This is a genomic window from Natrinema pellirubrum DSM 15624 (genome assembly GCF_000230735.2).
GTDB classification, from domain to species: Archaea; Halobacteriota; Halobacteria; order Halobacteriales; family Natrialbaceae; genus Natrinema; species Natrinema pellirubrum.
Window position 1 is genome coordinate 2,341,152 of record NC_019962.1, and the last position, 21,098, is coordinate 2,362,249.

The following is a 21,098-nucleotide window of genomic DNA, read 5'->3' on the forward strand; positions in this document are numbered from 1 at the left end:
AGCCGCTCAGAGCCCCAGCATCAGCGGCCCGATCAGGACCCCCATCAGGTGGACTCGGCGACACCGCAGGCGTACTGGAACCATCCCGATCCCCGTCGCGACGGCGAAGATCGCGATCCCGATAACGCCGGTAAAGAGATACGAGAGCGCGAGCAACACGGCGAGGACGGCCACCGAAATTTTCCAGTAGGGAAGCCGCCCGACCGCGTCGAGGTAGGCGTCCCCCAACGCGATCACGGCGACGAACCCGACCAGTCCCGCGAGGACGACGGCCGCGAGCAGGATCGGCAACTCGAGCGGCGCAGCAGTTCCCTCGAAGGCGACCAACACGCCGGTTCGGGGCTGGCCGATAGCGACCAGTGCGAAGAGCGCGAAGACCGTGTTCGACGTGTCGACGCCGCTGGTCGCGACGACGTAGCCGCGGTCGCTGGCCCCGTTCGGCACGACCGCCAGCACGGCGACGGCGGCGATGGCGGCCGAGATGCCCGGGAGGTAGCCGACGACGGCACCTGCGAGCGAGCCGGCGACCGCCGTCGTCCCGACGAACCGTCGCGAGGTCGTGACCGCTGTCCCCTCCTGGCTCGGGACGCCACCCCCGCGGACGGCGTCGATCAACACGGGCGCGCCGAACAGCCCGGCGAAAAGCGGTGCGAGGGTGCCGCCGGCCTCGAGCGGGGCGTCCGGCGAGAGATCCAGCGCGACCGCGCCGAGTCCAGTCGCCAGCGCGAAGGAAACGAGACCACCGATCCGACCGCGTCGGGTGGGTTCCGAGGCGAGTAGCGCTACTGCCACCATCGCGAGGACGAGCGAGAGGTGGGCCCGAACCGTCGGATACGCCGCCGTCACGGCCGCGGTCACGGGAAGCGCGAGCGGGACCGCCACGAGGACGGCAAGCAGGCTCCCCAGCGCCGACAGACGGATCGCCTCGTAGCCCCGGCCCTCGAGGACCAGTCGATGGCCGGGGAGGGCGGTGACGGCCATCTCGGCGTCGGGGACGCCAAGCGCCATCGCGGGGACGGCGTTCAGGAACGTGTGGACGACGCCGGCCGCGAGCATCGCACAGCCGACGAACAACGGTGGGCCTGGCACCGACGGCACGACGCCGGCCAGCAGGAACGCGAAGTTGTTGGCGTGGAGTCCCGGTACGAGCCCGCTACAACACCCCAGTAGGGAGCCGGCCAATACCCAGCCCAGCAACTGGAGCGTCACCGCCGGCTCGCTCACGACTTCGATCGGCGCGGGCATCTCCGGCTTTGGCCGCGGCTTCGTTTATATGATCTCGGGCATCGCCTCACTGTTCCGGATCGTGATCGACGATTTTCTGGGGGAAGCCGGTCTCGTCGTCGGTTGGAATCGCGCTAGCTGCAACGACGAAAGCCGCCGGAGATTGCTCGCTTGCGACGTAGCCGCGAGTACGAACGCGTCGAGCAAGTCGTCACGGTTGGACCGTGAATCCGTCGTTCGTGTTGCTCGAAGCCGTCGATGTGGGTTGCCTCAAGTTCCTCGTAATGCTCGCCGAGATCACCCTCCCACGGGCTCGAAGCAGTCTCGCTGACCGTCGACAGGGTCTCAAGGCGGGCCGCTCGCTCGTCGGTCGTCGCTGCTGTTAATGCACACGACCTGATGTGGTGGTACCGGTCGGACTGGACCTCATTATACCCTCAATTTTGGACTACCCTCGTGCCTTGACTTGGTTCTGGCACGCTATACAAAAGCAAGACGTTTAATATACCCAATATCAATCCGAAAATATGATGGTGTCGAATGAAAAGAGAGTAATCGTGGAACAGGGATTGATTCTTATTGTTATCTACTTTTTGGTGAACTTTATGCTTGATCGGGGCGGTATATTTGAGTTGGCAGTCGAGAGTTTCATTGTAGGGATTGGATTCATGCTACTCGTAGCGTCCTACAACTATTGGCGAGGAAACCTACACAAATAAATACTAGACTACTCAGTTCATAAAATAGGCAATTATAAAATTTTGAATTTATAGAACTGCGTCACAGAGGTCGAAGTTCTTGTTGCAGAACTTTTGGGCTGCCAGACTACCGCAATCCCAACTCGATGTTTCTTTCCTGCACACGGTTCTTGCGATAGTCGCACACGTCAGGCTTCCTGGGATACCGCCAATATCAAGTACTGCGCAGATAGTTGAAGCACCTCCCCAACACCCATGCTTACAGACATGTTTGTATATCTGAACACAGAGACTGCATTTCAATGTGCATCCACAACCGTGCCCCTGTATCGTCACTTCCGAGGGGTCGGTTGGGTATACCTCCTTTGAGGGATTGACTGTTTCAGTCGTCGATTCTAATCTAACACCTCTTTGGTTACTCGCTCGCTGAGCAGTAACCTCGTTGGTCGTTACATCAAGTTGTATTGTGATATCACCGTCTTCACCATCCTTGAAGCGTGTCGCCTTGGCTGAGACCGAACCATCCGATTCGAATACTACGTTGACAACCGTATCTCCGTCTTCATCGTCTGTTGTTCTTCCTTTTCGACCGCGATCTGGAGAAGATTTCACAGGGAATTCGACGATGTGCCGTGGGCCGCTTTCTTTTGAGGACTCTTTCCACTCCGAACGCACTACTCTGGAATCATTGAGTTGGACTGACTGGCGAGAAACTATCGACGACTCTCGCAGTAACGTTTTGTATTCAGGAGAGGACAATGCCTTCAAAATGTATTTTTTCTTTTCATCGCCGGATAGCTCTTCTACATCTGGAAGGGGGACATCATCTGTATCTGATTCGCTAGCACTCCCGGTTCCTGAGAGTCCAGTTAGGGCGAACATTCCCCCACTGATTGTTTGTAATGCGTTACGTCGATTGAATGATGGGGTGTCACTACCATTATCGTTTTCTTCTCGCGCTATCAAAACTAAGTCTATAACATATCGTATTAATATTTTCTATATAAAATTATACCCAGATACATAGATATCTATCGCGGATCTTCAAGAGACGGTGGCCGCTAATGTCCTCGGGGACGTACCAGTACGTGTCCTGAGATTGATCTTAGCAAGAAATACAAGATCTGAAGAAGGGATACGAGGTGGTAGTCACAGAGAGAGAGAGATGTGGCCTTCATCGCACTCAAACGCGTTCTTACCGTCGACTCAACCCTCAATCGTCCCACCAACGTCGCCGGGTGTATTGGTCTCGGCCCCGTAATTAATCGTCGCTCAGTAAGTAGCCTGACCGCTACTGTACTCACCATCGCTACTCTCGGTGACGGTCTGATTCCGGTTTCGGCCTCGATCGGCGTCGCCACTCGATCTCGAGTCGAAAGAAAATTCGGGATTGCAACTCGTCGGAACCGAACCGACGGGAACGTTATCCGAAGAGTTCGCCAAGACCCTCGCCGTCGGCCTCGTCGTCTTCGTCGTCGTCGTCCGTCGTGTCCGGCACGTCGCTGGTCTCTTCGGCTTCCTCGGCTTCGTCGTCGCCGTCGTCGTCGGCAGCTTCCTCGGCACCTGCAGCGCCGCCCGCGGCGGCCCCGCCGGCGGGGACGGCTGCGGCCTCGGAGACCGCGTCGTCGATGTCGACGTCCTCGAGCGCGGCGACGAGGGCCTTGACGCGGGACTCCTCGACGTCGACGCCCGCAGCGTCGAGCACGTTCGTCAGGTTGTCTTCGTTGATCTCTTCGCCCGATTCGTTCAGGATGAGTGCAGCGTATACGTATTCCATTGTTGGGTCCTCCGTTAGTTATCCGAACATCTCGCCGAGACCGGCCGCGCCGTCACCGTCGTCTTCGTCGTCATCGTCGTCGGTGTCGGTGTCTTCGGTCTCGGCCTCCTCTGTCTGGTCGTCTGCCGATTCGTCGTCAGCGTCGCCCTCATCGGCGGCCGCCGGCTGGGCGGCCGCGTCGACGTCCTGCAGTTCCTCGGGCAGGGCGTCCTCGTCGTCGATCTGGGCCGCGAGCGCACGCAGCTGTGCGTCGGCCTTGCTGACGAGGTCGGGCATCAGCTCTTCGTCCTCGATGGCGGCCTGCAGGCCGAGGCTCTTGGCCTCGCCCGTGGCCTTGGCGATGAGCGTCGGGGCCGTACTCGCGGTCGGGAAGCTCGCGTTGATCGCGAGGTTCCGTGCGCGGGCGGCGGCCGTCGACACGTCGCTCTCGTAGGCCTCGACGTCGATGTCGAGGTCCTCGGGGTCGAAGCGAACGCCGTCGGCGACGACGGCGCGCAGGTCGAGCCCGACTTCCTTGGGCTCGATCCCGAGTTCGTTGAGGACGTTCGCCAGATCCGCGGAGACTTCCTCGCCGGCCTCGAGGACCGTCGAGTCCTCCATGACCTGAATCGAGCCGTCCTCGATGCGCGCGTTCGCGCCGATGCTCTGGAGTTCGCCGACGAACGGCCCCGGATCGACACCGGTGTCCCCTTCGGGGATCACGATGTCGTTCGGCGCAACCTCGCCCTCGTTGATCGGTGCCGGCGTCTTCGACGCCTCGAGTTCCTTGTACAGCGAGAACGGGTTCTCGTTCGTGCCGACGATACCGACCTGGCCCTCGACGTGTTCGACGAGGTCACCGAAGCCGGCGTCTTCCAGCGCGCGGGACTGCAGCGTGTTGCGGCTGACCCGCAGCTGGGCCGTGCCGTACAGGTCCCGGCGCATGTCCTGGAGCTGTTTCGAGGGGATGCCGGCGATGCCGACGATGCCGACGCTGTCGTAGCGCTCGATGATCTCCTCGAGCTCCGCGACTTCTTCTTTCTTCCACTGGGGAAGGTTCTCGGTCTTGCGTTCGGCCTGTGCGCTCATTTAGGCCACCTCCACGGACGGCCCCATCGTCGTCTTCACGTAGACGGCGTCGATGTTCTGGGGGCCCTTCTCGAGGTCGGCGTGCAGGCGTCGCAGGATGACGTCGATGTTGTCGCCGATGTCCTCGGCGTCCATGTCTTCGGCACCGACGAGGGTGTGGAACGTTCGTCGGTCGCCGGAGCGAAGCTGCACGGTGTTTTTGAGCCGGTTGACGGTTTCGACGACGTCGTCGTCGGGCGAGAGCGGGTCCGGCATCTTCCCTCGGGGACCGAGAATGGTACCCAGGTGCCGGGCGATGTCTTGCATCATCGCCTCTTCGGCGATGAAGAAGTCCGTCTCGTCGGCCATGTCTTTGGCCTCGTCGTCGTCCAGATCCGCGACGTCATCGGCCGAGAGAACCTCGTCCGCCGCCTCTTCGGCGCGGACTGCGGTCTCTCCCTCGGCGATGACGACGATGCGGGTCTCCTGGCCGGTTCCGGCCGGCAGGACGATCGACTCGTCAACGCGGTTCGACGGTTCGTTCAGGTCTAAGTCGCGCAGATTAATCGCGAGGTCTACCGTCTCGGTAAAGTTCCGGTCCGGCGAGTCCTCGAGTGCGCGGGCTACTGCTGTTTCAATATCCGAATCTGCCATCGTTCACCTCCGTAGTACGCAGGACTGCTCCTACGGGTCAGTGAAACAGGCGATGCCTGTCTCTTTTGAACCAAGTGCGATGCTGGACTTAAACCCGTCGAACTACCCGCGCGCTCGCGTCAGGGCCGAACGCGGCGATCCCCCGACGCGTACTCGGATCGGAGTCGATGAACGGGCCGCGAGTCCGTTCCGTCAGCGCAGCGATCAGTTTCGTAAGGCATCATTACAGTCAATTTCACCGAAAGTTCTATTATGCGTTGTCGTATACCATTCGTCTATGTGGCCATTAGACTTATATATCAGTATCGGGCCGGCAGTACTCGGCTCGATCGCCATGCCGGCGGCCGGCGGTGAACTCGAGGCGTATCGATCGCTCGACCCGCTCTTGCGGGCGGGGATTCAGTTCGCGGGGACGGTCCTCGTCGCGATGGTCGTGCTGGGGCTGCTCCAGAACTTCGGGACGCAGGCGATCTCGAAGTCCCGCCGCAGTCCGGTCATCTCGATCTGTCTCGGACTGCCGAGCCTGCTCGTCGTCGCCGGGCTCGCGGGGACGGGGTATCTCATCGTCGATACGAGCGTCGGGACGTTCTTCGGCATCCCGCTTGTCATCCTCGGGGTGACGGTCCTGCCGGCCGTGATCGCGATCGGATTCACCGCGCTCGGGCGCAACGCGGCCGCGATCGTCGGCCGCGATCGTCTCTGGACCGGTATTCTGGTCGGCGGGCTCATCCACGGGGCCGCCGGCCTGGTGTTCCCGGCGACGGTGGCCGTCGCCGCCCTCGCCGGCGCGCTCGGCATCGGTGCCAGCGTCCGCGTGCTGGTCGGCGGCGTCGGCGCGGCCCGCCCCGACGACCGGACCGTCCCGCCTGCGAACAAGATCTGAATCGGCCCACCACCCCCGCCGGCGCTTCACGTCCTCTATACCGTTCCGACGACTCGTAGCCTCGCGTGAGCGCATGCGACAGAAGACAGCACTGTCGGGTTTGCAACGACGTGCGCGGCTACGCACGCGACATCGGAAACGACAAAACTCGATCGGCCCGTGATTACGCTGCCGCTTCGTCGACGAGTACGTCGTCGTACTCGCCGTCGTCGACGCGCTCTTTGAACTCTCGAGCGTCGTTGCCCTCGATGGTGACGCCCATCGAGGCACAGGTACCGACGACTTCCTTCGCCGCGTTGCGGAGGTCGTAGGCCAGCAGGTCGGGGTGTTTCTGCTCGGCGATCTGTTTGACCTGATCGACCGAGAGGTCGGCGACGAAGTCCTTCTGGGGCTCGCCGCTGCCGGTCTCGAAGCCGGCCTCGTCCTTGACGAGTTCGGCCGTCGGCGGGACGCCGACGTCGATCTCGAAGGAGCCGTCGTCGTCGTAGTCGACGGTGACGGGGACTTCGGTCCCGTCGAACGCTTCGGTCTGGTCGTTGATCTCCTGTACGACGGCCTGCACGTCGACGGGGGTCGGTCCAAGCTCGGGACCGAGCGGCGGGCCAGGATTGGCCTGGCCACCCGGAACGAGCACTTCGATGGTTCCAGCCATATCCGTCACAACCCGTGCGCGAGTTTTAAGGGTTGCTAATTCGTGCAGTCATCGTCTGTGACCGTCTCACGTGCGGGTCCGATCGCCGGTCACTACTCGACGCTATCGGCGCGCCACGTCGCAAATGACTCGAGGACGTCGCTCTCGTCGAAGCGTTCGATACAGGGCACGTCGTCGGGATGCAGTTGCAGGACGCGGTCGACGAGGTCATCGTAGGCGTCGTCGGTGGTCTTCGCGAGCAGGACGACCTCCTCGTCGCGGTGGATTTCTCCCTTCCAGCGGTACGTCGAGGTCGCCTCGAGGCGATTGACGCAGGCCGCGAGCCGTTCCTCGACGAGCGTCTCGGTGATTTCCGTAGCCGCCTCGGGCGGTGCTGTGACGTAGACGGTCGGCATATCCGACGCTACGCTCGAGGTGGGCAAAAACGTCCCGTCACGGGACACGTTGCCCGGCTACTCGTCGTCGTTGACCGGATTGAACGTACCGTTGATATCCCACTCGTGGATGCAGTGTGGGTTACCGACTTGCTTCTCGTCGTCCTCGAGCGCGAGTTGCCAGGCCTCGAGGGTCTCGTCCCATCGTTCGACTCGACTGCATTCTTCGCAGACTCTCGCGGTCGGTTTCCGTACCTGTGTACTCATTATTGGTCCGTGGGAACTCGACACATATAACGGTATCCGTGCGCGGCAAGTGCTGCCTCGCCGCTCGAAAATCGTGCGTCAAACGGGTTGCCGTACCGAGTTCCCGGTGGGACCGCAGGACGGTCGCGGTCCCGCCGGCAATGACGGACGGGAGACCGTATCAGTCTGAAGTCCGGGGACAGTTGGTTGTGGCCGGTCCGAGACCGGAACTGGCGATCAGTAGACGGCGTCTTTGATCTCGTCGCGGAGTTCGTCGAACTGCTCTAGGTACTCGCGGCGCTCGGCGCGCAACTCGGCGAGTGCGTCCTCGTAATCGTCGACGTGGTCGGGGACGTAGTAGTCCTCGATGTCGAGTTCCGGGATCGACTCGGGGACGGTCAGGCCCATCCGCTCGTCGTCCGTCCACTCGATGGTGCCGCGAGCGGCCTCGGTGAGGATCGTCACTGACTCGGTGACGCCGATGTCCTTGGATTTGTCGCCGAGATACCCCGTGTTGATGACGTAGCAGTCGACGTCGAGGATGTCGATCAGTTCGTGGAAGATGTTGCCCTCCTCGCCCGCCGGCCCAACGATAAAGGGGTTGGTCCCGACGACGCGGATCGACTCGCCGGCGCGGGAGGGGTCGCCCGCGCTGGTCTCGATCGACTCGCCGAGCATGAACGCGACCGCGGCCTGTTCCTCGTCGAGTTTGGCGACCGGCGGCATCAGGGGGTTCCGGGTGATGAAGAAGGCCTGATCCATGCTCCCGAGGTCGATCTCCTCGTCGGCGCTCTCGAGTTGGTCGCGCTGGATGATCGCGCGGGAGTTCGAGGTATGGCGATCCTCGTCGAAGTCGACGGTACCGTCGTCGTCGACCGCGACGTTCTCCAAGATCGCCGACTCGTCGGTCGCGGCCGCGTAGAGTTCGGGCTGTTCGTCCTCGCCGAGGCCGATCGTCTTGATGAACAGCCCCTGACCTTCGCTGCCGGCGACGGAGCCGTCTGAGAGCAGTCCACAGACGTCGTCCTGCAGCATCGCGGCGTCCTCGGGGTCCTCGAGCCAACAGCCGTGGGAGGTAAGCGTCGACTTACCGGTCGCGGACAGCCCCATGAAGACCTGCCCGACGGTCCGGAGGTCGCCGTCGGCATCGCGGACGCGGACGCGTTTGCTCCCCGCGTGGAGTCCGAGGCCACCCTGCTGCTTGATCCGGTACATGAACAGCCGGAGGAACGACTTCTTGGCTTCGCCGGTGTAGTCGCTGCCCAACACCGCGGTGAAGCCGGTATCGGGAAGCACGCGGATGGCGGTCTCGTCGTAGTCGGGGAGCTGGACCGTATAGAGGTCCGGGTCCCGGCCGTCGGCGGGCTCGAACAGGTTCGCCCACGCGTAGGCGATGCGAGCGTGTTCGACGGGGACGAAGAGCCGACAGCAAAACGACGCCTCGGGGTGGCGGCCCATCAGTCGGTCGACGCAGACGAACTCGGTCTCGTCGGTACGATCGACGGCGTCGTCGATCAGTTCGTGATCGCGCTCGTCGAACTCGTCGTCGACGGCGTTTTTCGTCCGATCGGCGCTCCGCGAACGGAACTCACTGACGTAGGATGGCGACCCGAACTCGGTGGTCGTCTCCTCGTGGTCGGCGAGTTCCCGTAGTTCCTCGAGCGACGGGTTATACCGGACGTTCGACGCTGTGGTTGGATCCGGAAGCTGTCGGACCAGCGGACGGGACTCCGTCCCGGTTTCAGACATACACCTAAGTCACCATCTTCCTGATGCATAAGCGTGAAGGATTTTCGTCGTCGTGTGTCAGGACCTACCCAGTGACCGAGTAACGTATGGCGGTTCCTAGCCCGGAGACGGCCGTGTGTAACAATCTCATTACTAGGTCCGAAAGAGTACTCTTTCTGGTAAGAGATAATGAGTACTCGAGTCAGAAATAATTCTAATCGAGTCGTGTTCCGTCGGCAGCGGGAGTGTCCAGTGGTGGCGGTCAGCGGGCGCCGGCAGCGCCGATTTTCACATCTGGTACTGGGGGGCAAACTTCCAATAGGGCGGTCGAAGTTGCCGGGGGTATGGCATACGGTCTCGACATCGGCCCGGGGACGGTACGGGCCGCTACCGACGCGGACGGAGGGGAGGGGATCGACGCGGTCCCGCCGGTCGTCGTTCCGGTCGACGACGCCGCCCTCGAGGCGGCAGGGATCTCCGAGGAACGGACGATCCGGGCGGAGGGAACGACATACGCGGTCGGCGACGACGCGCGGGCAGTCGCCGACGAAGTCGACGACACACCCCGGTCAGTGTTCGACGGCGGCGTCCTCGCGGCGGAGACGACGGCGTACGCGACGCCCGCGCTGGATACCGTCGTCGGCGACCTCCTCGAGGGGGAGTCCGACGGGCAACTCTGTTATACGACACCCGGGCCGCTGATCGACGCGACGGCCTCGGCCGATGTGCATCGCGAGACGGTCGAGACCGTGCTGGCCGATCGTGGCCTCGAGATGACGCCGATCAGCACGGGGTTTGCGGTGATCTACGATCAACTGGCCGGCGACAACTACACCGGGCTCGGGATCAACATCGGCGCCCGGACCACGAACGCGACGCTCGCGTACTACGGCGTCCCGGCGATGACCTGTTCGCTCTCGAAGGGCCGGGAGTGGCTCGTCGAGCGGGCAGCCGCCGAAACGGGCCACGCACCGGCACAGGTCGCCGGCGTCCTCGCGGAGTTCACGCTCGATCCGGATGCGGCGGCCGGCGAGATCGAGAGCGCGCTCGCCGAGGCGTTCGACGGGCTGATCGCCGCATTGACCGAGGCGATCCGCGAGGAGGCCGACGAGAGCGACGTCCAGGAGGGGCTGTCCGTCCCGATCGCCATCGCGGGGACGGGTGCGGTCGAGGGCGTCGAGTACCTGTTCGGCGGGCGGTTCGACGCCGCCGCGCTCCCGTTTTCGGTTCGCGGCGTCCGGCTCGCCGCCGCACCCGCGGAAAGTGCCGCTAGAGGTGCCCTCGCGGCGGCGAAAGACGACGTCGACGCCGACGAGACGATCACGTGGGAGGACCCGACGGCCGGCGGCGACGAGGGAGAGGTCGTCACCGACCCGAGCGCCGCTGCCGACGAATCGGGAGGCGGGGAGGCGTCGACGACCGGCGATCCGACCGAACTCGCGTTCGACGAGCCGTCACACACCGATCCCAGCGACGACGCCATCGATCAGTTGTTCGACCGACTCGCCGATCGCGACGCGGAGATCGAGTCGGTCCGGGCGGACGTCGAGGGGCTAATCGAGGACCTCGAGTACGTCGAGGAACGGACTGCGCCCGCCGAGGCGGTCGACGAACTCGACGAGCGCCTCGAGTCGTTCGCCGACGAACTGACCGACCTCGCGGACGAGAGCGAAACGCACGCCGACGAGTCGACCGTCGCGGCCGTCTCGGACGACGTCGAACGGCTCGACGACGATCTCGCGGCGCTGTCGGACGCGCTCGCGGCCCTCGAGGGAGAGATCGAGGGCGTCGACGACGAACTGGCGGAACTGGACGCGACCGCAGCCGACGAACGGGCCGCCCTCGAGGAGCGGCTGGACGACCTCGGAAGCGATCTCGACACGGTAACCGAACGGACCGAAACGGCCGAGAACGGCCTCGACGACCTTCGGGACGACCTCGAATCCCTCGAGGAAACCGCGGCGACTGAGACGGATCTCGCGGCCCTCGAGGAGACGACCTCGGAGTTGGCGGCGGATCTCGCGGCCCTCGAAACGGCGACCGACCGCGCCGAAACCAGACTCGAGGGGGTCTCGGGACGGCTCGAGGAGCTGCGTACCCGGATCGACGGCGTGTCGGGCCGACTCGAGGAACAGTCCGAGCGGACCGACGCGCGGGTCGACGAGGTCGAGGCCACGATCGACGAGGAGATCGCAGCCGTCGAGGCCGATCTCGACACCGTTCGCGGGCGGCTTGACGAGCGGACCGAGACGCTCGACGCCGATCTCGAGGCGCTCTCGGACACGCTCGCGACCCTCGAGGAAGCGGCCGCGACCGACGAGCGAGTCGACGGGCTCGCGTACGATCTGACGGCCCTCGAGTCGGCGTTCGAGGAGATCGACGGAACGGTATCGGCCGTCTCGGACTCGCTGGCCGATCTCGAGGACCGGGCCGCTGACACTGAGACGGTCGAGGGAATCGCCGACGATCTGTCGGCCCTCGACGAGGACCTCGCGGCGCTGACGGCCGACCTCGAGTCGCTCGACGATGCCCTCACGGAGCGGGTGGAGACGGCGGCGTCGGAGCTAGAGGGGCGGATCGATCGGGTGGAGTCGACCCTCGAGGGTCGACTCGAAACCACGACCGACGAGATCGCTGCGGATCTCTCGGCACTCGAGGCAACGGTCGACCGGCTCGACGACGAGGCAGTCACGGACGAGGCGCTCGCGGCGGTACGGGAGTCGGTGACCGAAACCGCAGATGGGATCGAGACGGTGGCCGACGACGTGGAGTCGATCGACGCCGACCTCGCAGCCGTCGAGGGTCGGTTAGACGGCCTCGAGGACGAACTGGCGGACGTAGCCGACGTTCGGACGACGCTCGAGGACGAGATCGACGACGTACGGGCGTCGTTCGACGACCGCGTCGACGATGTCGAGACCTCGCTCGCGGACGATGTCGCCGCCCTCCAGGCCGACCTCGAGTCCGAAACTGAATCGTTGACCGAGACGGTGGCGGCGCTCGAGGCCGAGTCCGACGACGCCGACCAGCGGCTGGCCGACCACGACGACCGACTCGCGGACGTTTCGGCGACGCTCGAGGCGGTCGAATCCGAACTCGAGGCGATCGGTGGCGACCTCGACGGGCTCTCGGATCGGGTCGACGATGCTGCCAGCGAGCGTGATCTGTCGGCCCTCGAGGACGACGTTTCCGCGACCGCCGACCGACTCGACTCGTTGCAAGCGGCATCCGACGACCTCGCCGAGTCCATCGATTCGATGCCGACGGCGTCGGCGGTCGCGTCGGTCGAGGACGAGGTAGCAACGCTCGAAAACGATGTCCGTGCGCTCGAAGACGAGACCGCGACGCTCGGAACCGACGTACAGTCGGTCGAAAACGAGACCGACGCGATGAACGAACGGTTCGAGACGGTTTCGACGGGGCTCTCGGATCTCGAGGATCGGGTCGAAGCCATCGACGCGCGACTCGACGCCGTCGACGAGCGGGCGGACCGCACCGACGATCTCGAGGCGCTCCGGACGGACCTCGAGGCCGTTCGCGAGGAGACGACCGACGGTACGGCCCTTTCGCCCGCGGTGGCTGCGGGCGGTGGCGGCGCGGGCGTCGTCGCGGGCGGCGTTGCCGCCCTCACCGGTGGGACTGCCGTCGGGGCCGGCGCCATCATCCTCGGCCTCCTGCTGGTCGGCGTCGCAGTGGCACTTGACCGTTGACTACCGTCCGCTACCGATTCCACAGGCTGACGGAACTGCCGGGAGACGGGGCGTTCGAACGTCCTACTGAATCAACTCGACGTTGCGCATCTCGCCCCCGCAGTACGGACAGGTGCTGACGAGCGCGTCGCCGACCGTTTCCCGCCGCCCGCAGTCGACGCACTCGTACTCGCGTTGCTCCTCGAATGCCATGTGTTGCCATACTTCTCGAGTCGAGTTAACTCTTGTCGTCGTAAACGCGTCGGGAACCAACCAATTGAACGACGAACCGGGGTACGGGACCGGTATCGCTTCGAACCACCAACATTCTCACCAATGTCATTATATGGCATACTAATTGTAATAGATCCTAACGGGCGAGACTTATATGATAGTTCCTGATAGATATCGGTACATGGCTGTGAACACGACGACGGACTGGTCCGACCCTGTCACGTGCCCGTTCTGCGGAGACGAACTCGCGTCGCCCGGTGCCGGCTTCGTCGACCATATCGACGAGAAGACCGACTGCGAGGAGGGGTTCGAACAGTGGCGACAGAACATCGCCGGCGACCTCGCCGGCGAATGGGCCGGATAGCGACCGGCGACGACCGACTCGAGTATCGACTCCATCAACGGCCGCGAGTAACTGCGTTTTCCGATCCACCGACTCCCGACCCGACTGAGCGTCGCGGAACCCGTTTCGCCACCGTCTGCTGTCGCCGACGACGACCGGTAGGCACCAAACCGACGGTCGCGCAACACGAAACGATCGGCGACTCTCACCGTCGACCGATCGGCTGACGGCGACGGCGTCTCCGGGTACTCAAGCGTCGAGCGATTCGCGCTCGAGCTAACGACGGACGGCCCGATAGATGGACGAATGTGCAGTCCGAAACCGCATTCCGCGCACTAGTATTGTCCCTATCGACTCATACTGTCTTCTCGTAACGTTCTTCCGTGGTAGTCAATCACGGGCCAGCATGTACCCAGCGCCACACGCCGACGACAGATCGTACTACGAATGCCGGAACTGCGGCCACCGCAAGGTCACGGACTCGCTCGGTCGTTGTCCGAAGTGCAACGGCCGTACACGGAACATCGCCGTGGCTCGCGAGTAACGCCGTTGCGGGCAGTCATCTCCCGTCCGGACCTGCTCGAGTCGCGGTCGCAGCGTCGGTCGGTGCCCGCTGGACTCAGTCGAAGTCCGGCAGGTCCTCGGGCGGTTCGTACTCGGCTTCCCAGTCGACGTACTCCTCTTTGAGCGTGACCGAGACGATCTGGCCGAACTCGGTGAGTTCGGCGTTGATCGAGGAGACGGTCCCCCAGGTGTCGAGTTCGGGGTGATACTCCCGGGCCTGCCAGTCCTCGGGAATGCCGGGTGCGTGATACCCCACACGGTCGGCGAAATCGTCCCAGAAGAAGTCAAAGCCAGCGAAGAGATCGAGGTCCCGCGCGATCCCGTACTCCCGGTCCTCGAGATCGGTGTCGGCGCGCCACTCGTCGAACGCCTCCGTCCAAGCTCCCTCCTCGAGGAACGCCTGTAGCTCCTCGCGACGGTAGTCGATCTCCTCGCCGTCGGCGCTGATGGTCGCGTCCTCGTACTCGTTGGGGTCGACGAACTCCAGTTCCGGCGGCTCGGGGGGCTCGACCTCGAGTGTCATACCCGGCCGTAGGTCGGGTCCCCGGATAAGAATTCCCACCGCGGCCGGCTACCCCCAGAGGATGTCGAGCAGTCGACCGGAACCCCAGCCGAGCAATCCGACGGCGAGCCCGACGACCACGGCTCCGATGAACCACGTCCGGGAATCCGAATCGAACTGAGAGGTGCCGACGGCCGCCGCCACGAGCAGGGTCAGCACCGCCCCGACGGGAGCGGCAAGACCGAACAGCATCCCCCGTGTGAGGGCCCCTTTGGCGTATCCCGTCCCCGCCGCGACGAGGAACCCGAGCGCGGGAACCACATACAGCGCCACCGCCGACAGCGCGTGATACCCGTTCGCGCCGACGGCACCGGTCGCGTACGCGAGTCGCAGGCCGCCGGCGATCGTTCCGCCGGCGAGAGCCAGCAGGCCCCAGCGGAGCGCGAAGACGTGGCCCTGACTCGAGCCGAGCAGTACCGTGGGAACGACCGGAGTCACGGACGTAACGACGGCTACCGGGATGATAGGCGTTGCTCAATAACGCTATGTGAGAGACGCTCCCACTCGGTTCGATACGGGCCACTATTATAAAATTTCGTTACTTTCTGCGACGGAAGACGATCCGGATCATGGACGAGACAGATCCGGCACGATTCGGACGACGCGGGTTCCTCGCATCGATCGCGAGCAGCGGTCTGCTCGCCGGGCTCGCCGGCGTGGGAAGCGCCGCGAGCGACGACGACGCGGGACCGGTGACCGTCTCCGGTCGCCGCATCCACAAGTACCGACCGGACGGCGACTTCTTCGAACACGAACAGCGGTTCGTCAGTCCCGAACTTCGGGACTACTACGGGAAAGCGACGCTGGTCTACGACGAGGGAACGATCCACCGACGGGCCGTCCCCGACGAGTACACCGACCCCGATCGCGCGTTCACCCTGAACTACCGCGACACGGCGGTGATCGGTCGCTTCCGGGAGTTCGATCGACTCGAGACAAAACAGCGGGACGCGGGAAGCGCGGACGCGGCGGTCGGTACGGCCTCGATCCCGGACTACACCGGGCCGCTGTACGTCTACAACTCCGACGTCGATAACCCACAGGAGGATGACCTGGGCGAGGCGACAGGTCCGATCAACGTCGGCTGGAACCGCGACCTCGATCGCGACGCCGCGTCAATCAACTCGCAGATGGAGTCGTGGGGCTGGACGTCGCTGTACGCCGGCAGCCCCGGTGACAGATACGTCATCATGGACGAGGACGCCTCCCTGCCCTACGTCACGAAACAGGACGAACACATCGTCAAGGGGCTGTCGACGCCGACGACCCAGTACCACGTCCGCGCGTACGACCTGCCCCAGTACGAGGAGGAGAACTTCGCGGTCGCCGGCCAGGCTCACAAAGATCCCGTCCTCCACGACGGCCCGCCCTGGAACTTCGCCGAGGCCCGCGACGCCGCCTCGAGCGCCTGGGACGACAACGGGTACTCGACCGTCCTCCACTACGTCGAAAACGGCGAGGGATACGACACCAGCGACGGACTCTTCGATCAGGTCCGGGAGAGCTGATCGAGGACGATCGGGCGGTCCGTTCCGCCGGGCGCGGCCGACCCGCGGTCGCAGTCCCGCACAGTTATTTCAGCCGGCACACAACTAGCGCGTATGGCCAGCGGAACCGCCGGCGGCCGGGACTACTCCCTGGTCGAACTGTTCGCCATGAAGTTCGTCCTGGCCGACGTCCTCATCATCGCTTTACTGCTGTTGGCTGGACCGATCTACGCCATTCTGGCTACTGCCGTGATCGTCCTCGGGGGACTGCTCCTGTGGTATCTCGCCGAGGGCGGGGGCGACGAGCAAGCCGCCACCGAATCGTCCGCTTCGGCCGCCGAGTCCGATGCGGCCGCCGCTGAAACAGACCCCGTGACGACCTTACAGGAACGATACGCCGCCGGCGAACTCTCCGACGCCGAGTTCGAGGCGAAACTGGACCGACTGCTCGAGGCCGACGAACGGGCTGCCGATGCCGACGTCGAGACGGCGAACCTTTCACTCGAGCGCGAGCGGTGAGACGGACTGTCGTAACGGGTTCCCCGGTGTGACCGCAGGACGGTCGCGGTCACATCGGGACTGACTTCCGACAGTCCGTCTGTGCCATCCCAACACTCAATCGCCGGCCGGTCCTAGGGACGGCCGATGACCGACTACGAGGCGGCGATCCTCGACGTCGACGGGACGATCGTCCGAGGCGAGGAGTTGCTCCCCGGCGCGACCGACGGCTTACGCGCGCTCGAGGCCGCGGGCTGTTCGCGACTGCTCTTCTCGAACAACCCGACGCGGGGAAGCGCTCACTACCGCGAAACGCTTGCGCCCCACGGGATCGATGTCGATCCCGAGACCGTCCTCACCTCCGCGACGGTGTCTGCCGAGTACCTCGCCGCGACTCATCCCGACCAGCGCGTCTATCTCGTCGGCAGTGACCGGCTCGAGTCGATTCTCGAGGACGCGGCCGTCGAGTTGACGACCGAGCCCGACGAGGCCGAGGTCGTGTTGGGTTCGTTCGACGATACCTTCTCGTATGGCACGCTCTGGTCTGCCCTGCAGGCGCTCGAGGGAGACGTGCCGTTCTACGGCACCGATCCTGACGCGACGGTTCCGATCGACGACGGCGAGATCCCAGGCTCGGGCGCGATGATCGCCGCGATGGAGGCCGTCGCCGGCCGGGAGCCCGACGCGATCCTCGGGAAGCCCTCGTCGGTCGCGGCCACGGCCGCGATGGACCGGCTCGCGGCCGACCCCCGGAACACGCTGGTCGTCGGCGACCGGCTCGATACCGACATCGCGCTGGGGAATCGAGCGGGGATGGAGACCGCGCTCGTCCTCACTGGCGTCACCGATCGGGCGGACCTCGCCGATGTCGGGGCCGACGCCGAACCCGACCACGTCCTCGAGTCGCTGGCCGCCGTCGACACGCTTCTCTGAGACGATCCGTCCCAAGTTGCCGGTCCAACCGCAGGGCGGTCGCGGTTGCGCGGGAGTGACTTCCGGCGAGCCGTCTGCGACACCTCGGGAGGTATATTTATCCGTGACTGTATCCATGTACGACACATGAGAGAACGAATCACAGCAGTGTTGTTGCGCGCTCGATACGCGGCCATCGGGGCGGCCGTCGGTGCAGCGATCGGCGGACTGTTCAGCCGCAACGCCGCGAGTACGGGCGGTGCGATCGGCGGGCTCGTCGGCGCGACCGTCGCCGACACCCGCGGTACGCTCGAGGGAACCCTCGGGGACCTCGGCGAACTCGACCCGCGGTCGACCGACGGCAGCGAGGAGTAACGCGACCGGGACGGTCCTCGTTTCGGGGACCCACGGACCCGTTTTTCGTTCGCACTGGATAGCGAACGGCGTTGTCACCGCGTGATAGACGAGAGTGTGGAGAACCGAGACCGGAACTGGTTCCGCCGCCCGGCTCAATCCGCCCGGCCCAGATCGTCCGCCAGCGCTTCCTGTCGGAGCTGTTCGCCTTCCTCGGTACTGACGGTCAGCTCGGGGACGGTCGTCGGCGTGTTGTCGTCGTCGATCGCGACGTAGACGAAGTACGACTCGGTAGTCCGTTCGCGCTTGCGGGTCTGGAGGTTCTCGCGCTCGGCGACCAGCCGGACCTTGACGCTCGAGGTGCCGGCGTCGTAGACGTAGGCGGTGATGTAGGCGGTATCGCCGACCGGGATCGGTCGTTCGAAGTTCATCTGGTTGACGCGGGCGGTGACACACATCTCGCCGGCAAACCGCATCGCCGACATCGCGCCGACTTCGTCCATCCACTTCATGACGTTGCCGCCGTGAGCGACATCCAACATGTTGGCGTGGTTCGGCTGGACCATCTCCCGGTTCTCGATTACCGTCTCCATGAGGTCCGTCATCGGCGGACGTTTTCCCACGGCGACAATCAGTCTTACTTTCGGCGGACCGCGGACGACTCGAGCGGCGTGTCGCCGGTTCCGGAGCGCTCATCGTAGATATTTTACAGGGGTTCGTGGTCCGATACTGGTAAAAGTCGCCGCCGAGTTGGGGCGAGTAATGAGCGATGCAGGCGAGGCCGACGTGCCGGAGCCGCCCGAGCCACCCGACCGCGAGCGTGGCTCCGTCCAGGTTCTCGGGACGGCACACGTCTCGCAGGCGAGCGTCGACGAGGTACGGGACACCATCGAGCGCGAGCGACCGGACGTGGTCGCGGTCGAACTCGACGAGGGCCGGTACAACCAGATGCAGGGCGGCACGCCCGACGACATCGAGGCCGAAGACCTGCTCTCGGGCAACACCGTCTTCCAGTTTCTGGCCTACTGGATGCTGTCGTACGTCCAGTCGCGGCTGGGCGACCAGTTCGACATCGAGCCCGGAGCGGACATGCGTGCCGCGATCGAGGCCGCCGAGGAACACGGCAGCGGCGTCGCCCTGGTCGACCGCGACATTCAGGTAACGATTCAGCGGTTCTGGAGCCGACTCTCGTTTACGGAGAAACTGAAGATGGTCGGTGGGCTGGCATTGGGTATCACCGATCCCCGAACCCTCGGCCTTACCTTCGGCGCGATCGGCGGGTTGCTCGTGGGCTTTCTGGTCGCCGCGTTTATCGCCCCGCTGCTCGGGGTCGGTGACGTCTTGCTGCTCGGGATCACCGACGCCGCGACGCTGCAGTACGCCGGTGGTGCCGCTATCGGCGCACTGATCGGTGCCGTCGGCGGCCTGCTCGTCATCCCGCCGCTCGAGTCGGCCGAAGAGTACACCGGCGGGCTCCTCTCGGGGTTCTCGATACGAGTCCTTGGGGGGATCGCCCTCGGCGTCGTCGCCTGTCTCGGGCTGGTCGCGACCGACACGTTCGTCGGCCCCTTCTCGACGGCAAGTGTCGAGAGCGCCGGCATCTACGCGGTTCGCGGGAGCGCCGGAATGCTGGCAGGGCTGGGCGTCGGGGTCACGATCGGGGCGGTCGTCGGCCTCTTCCTCGACGCGGCCGGTGCTGACGTCGAGGAGATCGACGAGATCGATATCGAGGAGATGACCGACGGCGACGTGGTCGCCGCCATGATGGAGGAGTTCCGGCAGTTCAGCCCCAGCGGCGCGAACGCCCTGATCGACGAGCGCGACGCCTACATCGCATCGCATCTCAACGACCTTCGCGAGCAGGGGTACGACGTCCTCGCGGTCGTCGGGGCCGGCCACAGAGCCGGCATCGAACGCCACCTCGCGAACCCCGCGGGCATCCCCTCGCGGGAGTCGATCTCGGGGACCGCCTCGAGTCGCCGGTTCTCCCCGCTGAAGGTCCTCGGCTATCTCGTCATGGTCGGCTTCCTCGCGTTCTTCTTCCTGCTTATCATGGCCGGCGTCAGGAACGTCTTCCTGCTGAAGGTGTTCGCCGCCTGGTTCCTCTTTAACGGGATCTTCGCCTTTACGCTGGCGCGGCTGGCCGGCGCACGCTGGACCAGCGCGGGTGTCGGCGGCGCGGTCGCGTGGCTGACGAGCATCAATCCCCTGCTCGCGCCGGGCTGGTTCGCCGGCTACGTCGAACTCAAACACCGGCCGGTCAACGTCCGGGACATCCAGACGCTAAACGAGATCGTCGACGACACCGAGCGGCCGGTCGACGAAGCCATGGCAGCGATGTTCGACGTGCCGCTGTTCCGGCTGATCATGATCGTCGCGCTGACGAACGTCGGGAGCATGATCGCGACCTTCCTGTTCCCGTTCGTCGTGTTGCCGTGGCTGGCGCCCGAAATCGGCGGCGTCGACGCACTCATGGGGCAGCTGATACAGGGGGCGGAGAACAGCCTCGAGCTGCTCCGGGGGCTGCTATGAGCCACCGAACGCGGGCCGGTTCCGAGCAAGAACTCACCTTCAGCGATCGGGAGCAGCGGGATCTCGCGATCGCGTGGGTCACCCTCAGCGTCGCCTTCGCCCTGATCTTCGCGCCCGTTCATCGGGGCGAGGCGGTCGGCTTCTTCCTCACGATGGTTGTGTTGAGCCTCGTGACGGTCGGCGTCGCCTTTCTGCTCCACGAGATCGCCCACAAGGTCGTCGCGATCGAGTTCGGGCAGGTCGCCGAGTTCCGGGCCGACTATCAGATGCTGTTCCTGGCGCTTATGGGCGCGCTCGTCGGCTTCCTCTTTGCCGCGCCCGGGGCCGTCTACCATCGGGGCCGGATCACCCAGCGGGAGAACGGCCTGATTTCGCTCGCGGGACCGGTGACGAACCTCCTGCTTGCGCTACTCTTTCTCCCGCTGATGGTCTTCCCGACCTACCTCGGGACGATCGGTCAGATGGGCGTCGGGATCAACATCGTTCTCGCCGCGTTCAACATGATCCCCTTCGGCCCGCTCGACGGGAAGTCCGTCCTCGAGTGGCACAAAGGCGTCTTCGCGCTGGTGTTCGTTCCCAGCGTGTTGCTGGCGGCGATCATCATCTTCTACGTCGGGTTGTTCTGATCGCCGACGGCTCG

At 64.5% G+C, this 21,098-nt stretch carries 23 protein-coding genes; 10 read left to right on the forward strand and 13 right to left on the reverse strand.

Going from position 1 to position 21,098, the window contains the following annotated elements; all coding sequences use genetic code 11:
- Positions 1–6 precede the first annotated feature (6 nt).
- The 5 genes from NATPE_RS11295 to NATPE_RS11315 all read right to left on the reverse strand — a co-directional run bounded on the left by NATPE_RS11295 (position 7) and on the right by NATPE_RS11315 (position 5,400).
- A complete protein-coding gene (locus tag NATPE_RS11295) occupies positions 7–1,245 on the reverse strand; it encodes a tripartite tricarboxylate transporter permease (protein WP_006181594.1) in 1,239 nt (412 codons plus the stop codon).
- 746 nt (positions 1,246–1,991) lie between these two features.
- Entirely contained in the window at positions 1,992–2,804 is an 813-nt protein-coding gene (locus tag NATPE_RS21450) for a halocin C8-like domain-containing protein (RefSeq protein ID WP_081597641.1), read from the reverse strand.
- Positions 2,805–3,345: 541 nt separating this feature from the next.
- Positions 3,346–3,699 carry a 50S ribosomal protein P1 gene (gene rpl12p, locus NATPE_RS11305; protein WP_006181596.1) on the reverse strand — a complete coding sequence of 118 codons (354 nt, stop codon included), beginning with the start codon at positions 3,697–3,699 and terminating at the stop codon, positions 3,346–3,348.
- A gap of 18 nt (positions 3,700–3,717) precedes the next feature.
- The gene (locus NATPE_RS11310; protein WP_006181597.1) at positions 3,718–4,767 is read right to left on the reverse strand and encodes a 50S ribosomal protein L10; all 1,050 of its coding nucleotides are present in this window, start codon (positions 4,765–4,767) and stop codon (positions 3,718–3,720) included.
- The gene (locus tag NATPE_RS11315) at positions 4,768–5,400 is read right to left on the reverse strand and encodes a 50S ribosomal protein L1 (protein WP_006181598.1); all 633 of its coding nucleotides are present in this window, start codon (positions 5,398–5,400) and stop codon (positions 4,768–4,770) included.
- Between the two features lie 277 nt (positions 5,401–5,677).
- Here NATPE_RS11315 and NATPE_RS11320 point away from each other — a divergent pair, with 277 nt between their 5' ends.
- Positions 5,678–6,283 (forward strand): hypothetical protein, encoded by a 606-nt coding sequence (locus NATPE_RS11320; protein ID WP_015299063.1) that lies wholly within the window; start codon positions 5,678–5,680, stop codon positions 6,281–6,283.
- A gap of 163 nt (positions 6,284–6,446) precedes the next feature.
- Here NATPE_RS11320 and NATPE_RS11325 read toward each other — a convergent pair whose 3' ends face one another.
- The 4 genes from NATPE_RS11325 to NATPE_RS11340 form a co-directional block, all read right to left on the reverse strand.
- Positions 6,447–6,935 carry a 50S ribosomal protein L11 gene (locus tag NATPE_RS11325; RefSeq protein WP_006181600.1) on the reverse strand — a complete coding sequence of 163 codons (489 nt, stop codon included), beginning with the start codon at positions 6,933–6,935 and terminating at the stop codon, positions 6,447–6,449.
- 92 nt (positions 6,936–7,027) lie between these two features.
- A complete protein-coding gene (gene cutA / locus NATPE_RS11330) occupies positions 7,028–7,330 on the reverse strand; it encodes a divalent-cation tolerance protein CutA (RefSeq protein ID WP_006181601.1) in 303 nt (100 codons plus the stop codon).
- Between the two features lie 57 nt (positions 7,331–7,387).
- On the reverse strand, positions 7,388–7,576 hold the full coding sequence (locus NATPE_RS11335) for an HEWD family protein (protein WP_006181602.1): 189 nt from the start codon (positions 7,574–7,576) through the stop codon (positions 7,388–7,390).
- A 216-nt stretch (positions 7,577–7,792) separates the two neighbouring features.
- On the reverse strand, positions 7,793–9,304 hold the full coding sequence (locus NATPE_RS11340) for a phosphoenolpyruvate carboxykinase (ATP) (RefSeq protein ID WP_006181603.1): 1,512 nt from the start codon (positions 9,302–9,304) through the stop codon (positions 7,793–7,795).
- Between the two features lie 323 nt (positions 9,305–9,627).
- Here NATPE_RS11340 and NATPE_RS11345 point away from each other — a divergent pair, with 323 nt between their 5' ends.
- Positions 9,628–12,993: a disk-shape morphogenesis protein volactin gene (locus NATPE_RS11345; protein WP_006181604.1), complete on the forward strand. Its 3,366-nt coding sequence runs from the start codon at positions 9,628–9,630 to the stop codon at positions 12,991–12,993.
- 63 nt (positions 12,994–13,056) lie between these two features.
- Here NATPE_RS11345 and NATPE_RS22285 read toward each other — a convergent pair whose 3' ends face one another.
- Positions 13,057–13,185 carry a rubrerythrin-like domain-containing protein gene (locus NATPE_RS22285; protein WP_006181605.1) on the reverse strand — a complete coding sequence of 43 codons (129 nt, stop codon included), beginning with the start codon at positions 13,183–13,185 and terminating at the stop codon, positions 13,057–13,059.
- A gap of 202 nt (positions 13,186–13,387) precedes the next feature.
- Between NATPE_RS22285 and NATPE_RS11350 the strand changes: the two genes are divergently transcribed.
- Positions 13,388–13,570 carry a DUF7501 family protein gene (locus tag NATPE_RS11350; RefSeq protein WP_006181606.1) on the forward strand — a complete coding sequence of 61 codons (183 nt, stop codon included), beginning with the start codon at positions 13,388–13,390 and terminating at the stop codon, positions 13,568–13,570.
- A gap of 385 nt (positions 13,571–13,955) precedes the next feature.
- On the forward strand, positions 13,956–14,093 hold the full coding sequence (locus NATPE_RS22290) for a rubrerythrin-like domain-containing protein (RefSeq protein WP_006181608.1): 138 nt from the start codon (positions 13,956–13,958) through the stop codon (positions 14,091–14,093).
- Between the two features lie 75 nt (positions 14,094–14,168).
- Here NATPE_RS22290 and NATPE_RS11355 read toward each other — a convergent pair whose 3' ends face one another.
- Positions 14,169–14,636, reverse strand: coding sequence for a hypothetical protein (locus NATPE_RS11355; protein WP_006181609.1), 468 nt, complete (start codon positions 14,634–14,636; stop codon positions 14,169–14,171).
- A 48-nt stretch (positions 14,637–14,684) separates the two neighbouring features.
- Positions 14,685–15,113, reverse strand: a complete 429-nt coding sequence (locus tag NATPE_RS11360; RefSeq protein ID WP_006181610.1) for a hypothetical protein — start codon at positions 15,111–15,113, stop codon at positions 14,685–14,687.
- 131 nt (positions 15,114–15,244) lie between these two features.
- Between NATPE_RS11360 and NATPE_RS11365 the strand changes: the two genes are divergently transcribed.
- From NATPE_RS11365 to NATPE_RS11380, 4 genes are all read left to right on the forward strand, one after another.
- The gene (locus NATPE_RS11365; protein ID WP_006181611.1) at positions 15,245–16,183 is read left to right on the forward strand and encodes a hypothetical protein; all 939 of its coding nucleotides are present in this window, start codon (positions 15,245–15,247) and stop codon (positions 16,181–16,183) included.
- A 93-nt stretch (positions 16,184–16,276) separates the two neighbouring features.
- Entirely contained in the window at positions 16,277–16,681 is a 405-nt protein-coding gene (locus NATPE_RS11370) for an SHOCT domain-containing protein (RefSeq protein ID WP_006181612.1), read from the forward strand.
- A 126-nt stretch (positions 16,682–16,807) separates the two neighbouring features.
- Positions 16,808–17,593 carry an HAD-IIA family hydrolase gene (locus NATPE_RS11375; protein ID WP_006181613.1) on the forward strand — a complete coding sequence of 262 codons (786 nt, stop codon included), beginning with the start codon at positions 16,808–16,810 and terminating at the stop codon, positions 17,591–17,593.
- Between the two features lie 126 nt (positions 17,594–17,719).
- A complete protein-coding gene (locus tag NATPE_RS11380) occupies positions 17,720–17,947 on the forward strand; it encodes a hypothetical protein (protein WP_015299065.1) in 228 nt (75 codons plus the stop codon).
- Positions 17,948–18,081: 134 nt separating this feature from the next.
- On the opposite strand, the gene NATPE_RS11385 is transcribed toward NATPE_RS11380, so the two are convergent.
- Positions 18,082–18,531: an acyl-CoA thioesterase gene (locus NATPE_RS11385; protein ID WP_006181615.1), complete on the reverse strand. Its 450-nt coding sequence runs from the start codon at positions 18,529–18,531 to the stop codon at positions 18,082–18,084.
- A gap of 157 nt (positions 18,532–18,688) precedes the next feature.
- Here NATPE_RS11385 and NATPE_RS11390 point away from each other — a divergent pair, with 157 nt between their 5' ends.
- Positions 18,689–20,458 carry a TraB/GumN family protein gene (locus NATPE_RS11390; RefSeq protein WP_006181616.1) on the forward strand — a complete coding sequence of 590 codons (1,770 nt, stop codon included), beginning with the start codon at positions 18,689–18,691 and terminating at the stop codon, positions 20,456–20,458.
- A complete protein-coding gene (locus NATPE_RS11395; protein ID WP_006181617.1) occupies positions 20,455–21,084 on the forward strand; it encodes a zinc metalloprotease in 630 nt (209 codons plus the stop codon). Before NATPE_RS11390 ends, NATPE_RS11395 begins: the two co-directional genes overlap by 4 nt.
- The last annotated feature ends 14 nt before the right edge of the window (positions 21,085–21,098 follow it).

Coding starts and splice junctions, on each gene's coding strand:
- NATPE_RS11295 (WP_006181594.1), bottom strand. CDS start 1,245: ATGCCCGCGCCGATCGAAGTCGTGAGCGAGCCGGCGGTGACGCTCCAG.
- NATPE_RS11335 (WP_006181602.1), bottom strand. CDS start 7,576: ATGAGTACACAGGTACGGAAACCGACCGCGAGAGTCTGCGAAGAATGC.
- NATPE_RS11325 (WP_006181600.1), bottom strand. CDS start 6,935: ATGGCTGGAACCATCGAAGTGCTCGTTCCGGGTGGCCAGGCCAATCCT.
- NATPE_RS11355 (WP_006181609.1), bottom strand. CDS start 14,636: ATGACACTCGAGGTCGAGCCCCCCGAGCCGCCGGAACTGGAGTTCGTC.
- NATPE_RS11310 (WP_006181597.1), bottom strand. CDS start 4,767: ATGAGCGCACAGGCCGAACGCAAGACCGAGAACCTTCCCCAGTGGAAG.
- NATPE_RS11390 (WP_006181616.1), top strand. CDS start 18,689: ATGAGCGATGCAGGCGAGGCCGACGTGCCGGAGCCGCCCGAGCCACCC.
- rpl12p (WP_006181596.1), bottom strand. CDS start 3,699: ATGGAATACGTATACGCTGCACTCATCCTGAACGAATCGGGCGAAGAG.
- NATPE_RS11315 (WP_006181598.1), bottom strand. CDS start 5,400: ATGGCAGATTCGGATATTGAAACAGCAGTAGCCCGCGCACTCGAGGAC.
- cutA (WP_006181601.1), bottom strand. CDS start 7,330: ATGCCGACCGTCTACGTCACAGCACCGCCCGAGGCGGCTACGGAAATC.
- NATPE_RS21450 (WP_081597641.1), bottom strand. CDS start 2,804: ATGTTCGCCCTAACTGGACTCTCAGGAACCGGGAGTGCTAGCGAATCA.
- NATPE_RS11370 (WP_006181612.1), top strand. CDS start 16,277: ATGGCCAGCGGAACCGCCGGCGGCCGGGACTACTCCCTGGTCGAACTG.
- NATPE_RS11375 (WP_006181613.1), top strand. CDS start 16,808: ATGACCGACTACGAGGCGGCGATCCTCGACGTCGACGGGACGATCGTC.
- NATPE_RS11395 (WP_006181617.1), top strand. CDS start 20,455: ATGAGCCACCGAACGCGGGCCGGTTCCGAGCAAGAACTCACCTTCAGC.
- NATPE_RS11350 (WP_006181606.1), top strand. CDS start 13,388: ATGGCTGTGAACACGACGACGGACTGGTCCGACCCTGTCACGTGCCCG.
- NATPE_RS11385 (WP_006181615.1), bottom strand. CDS start 18,531: ATGACGGACCTCATGGAGACGGTAATCGAGAACCGGGAGATGGTCCAG.
- NATPE_RS11345 (WP_006181604.1), top strand. CDS start 9,628: ATGGCATACGGTCTCGACATCGGCCCGGGGACGGTACGGGCCGCTACC.
- NATPE_RS11380 (WP_015299065.1), top strand. CDS start 17,720: ATGAGAGAACGAATCACAGCAGTGTTGTTGCGCGCTCGATACGCGGCC.
- NATPE_RS11340 (WP_006181603.1), bottom strand. CDS start 9,304: ATGTCTGAAACCGGGACGGAGTCCCGTCCGCTGGTCCGACAGCTTCCG.
- NATPE_RS22290 (WP_006181608.1), top strand. CDS start 13,956: ATGTACCCAGCGCCACACGCCGACGACAGATCGTACTACGAATGCCGG.
- NATPE_RS11320 (WP_015299063.1), top strand. CDS start 5,678: ATGTGGCCATTAGACTTATATATCAGTATCGGGCCGGCAGTACTCGGC.
- NATPE_RS11365 (WP_006181611.1), top strand. CDS start 15,245: ATGGACGAGACAGATCCGGCACGATTCGGACGACGCGGGTTCCTCGCA.
- NATPE_RS22285 (WP_006181605.1), bottom strand. CDS start 13,185: ATGGCATTCGAGGAGCAACGCGAGTACGAGTGCGTCGACTGCGGGCGG.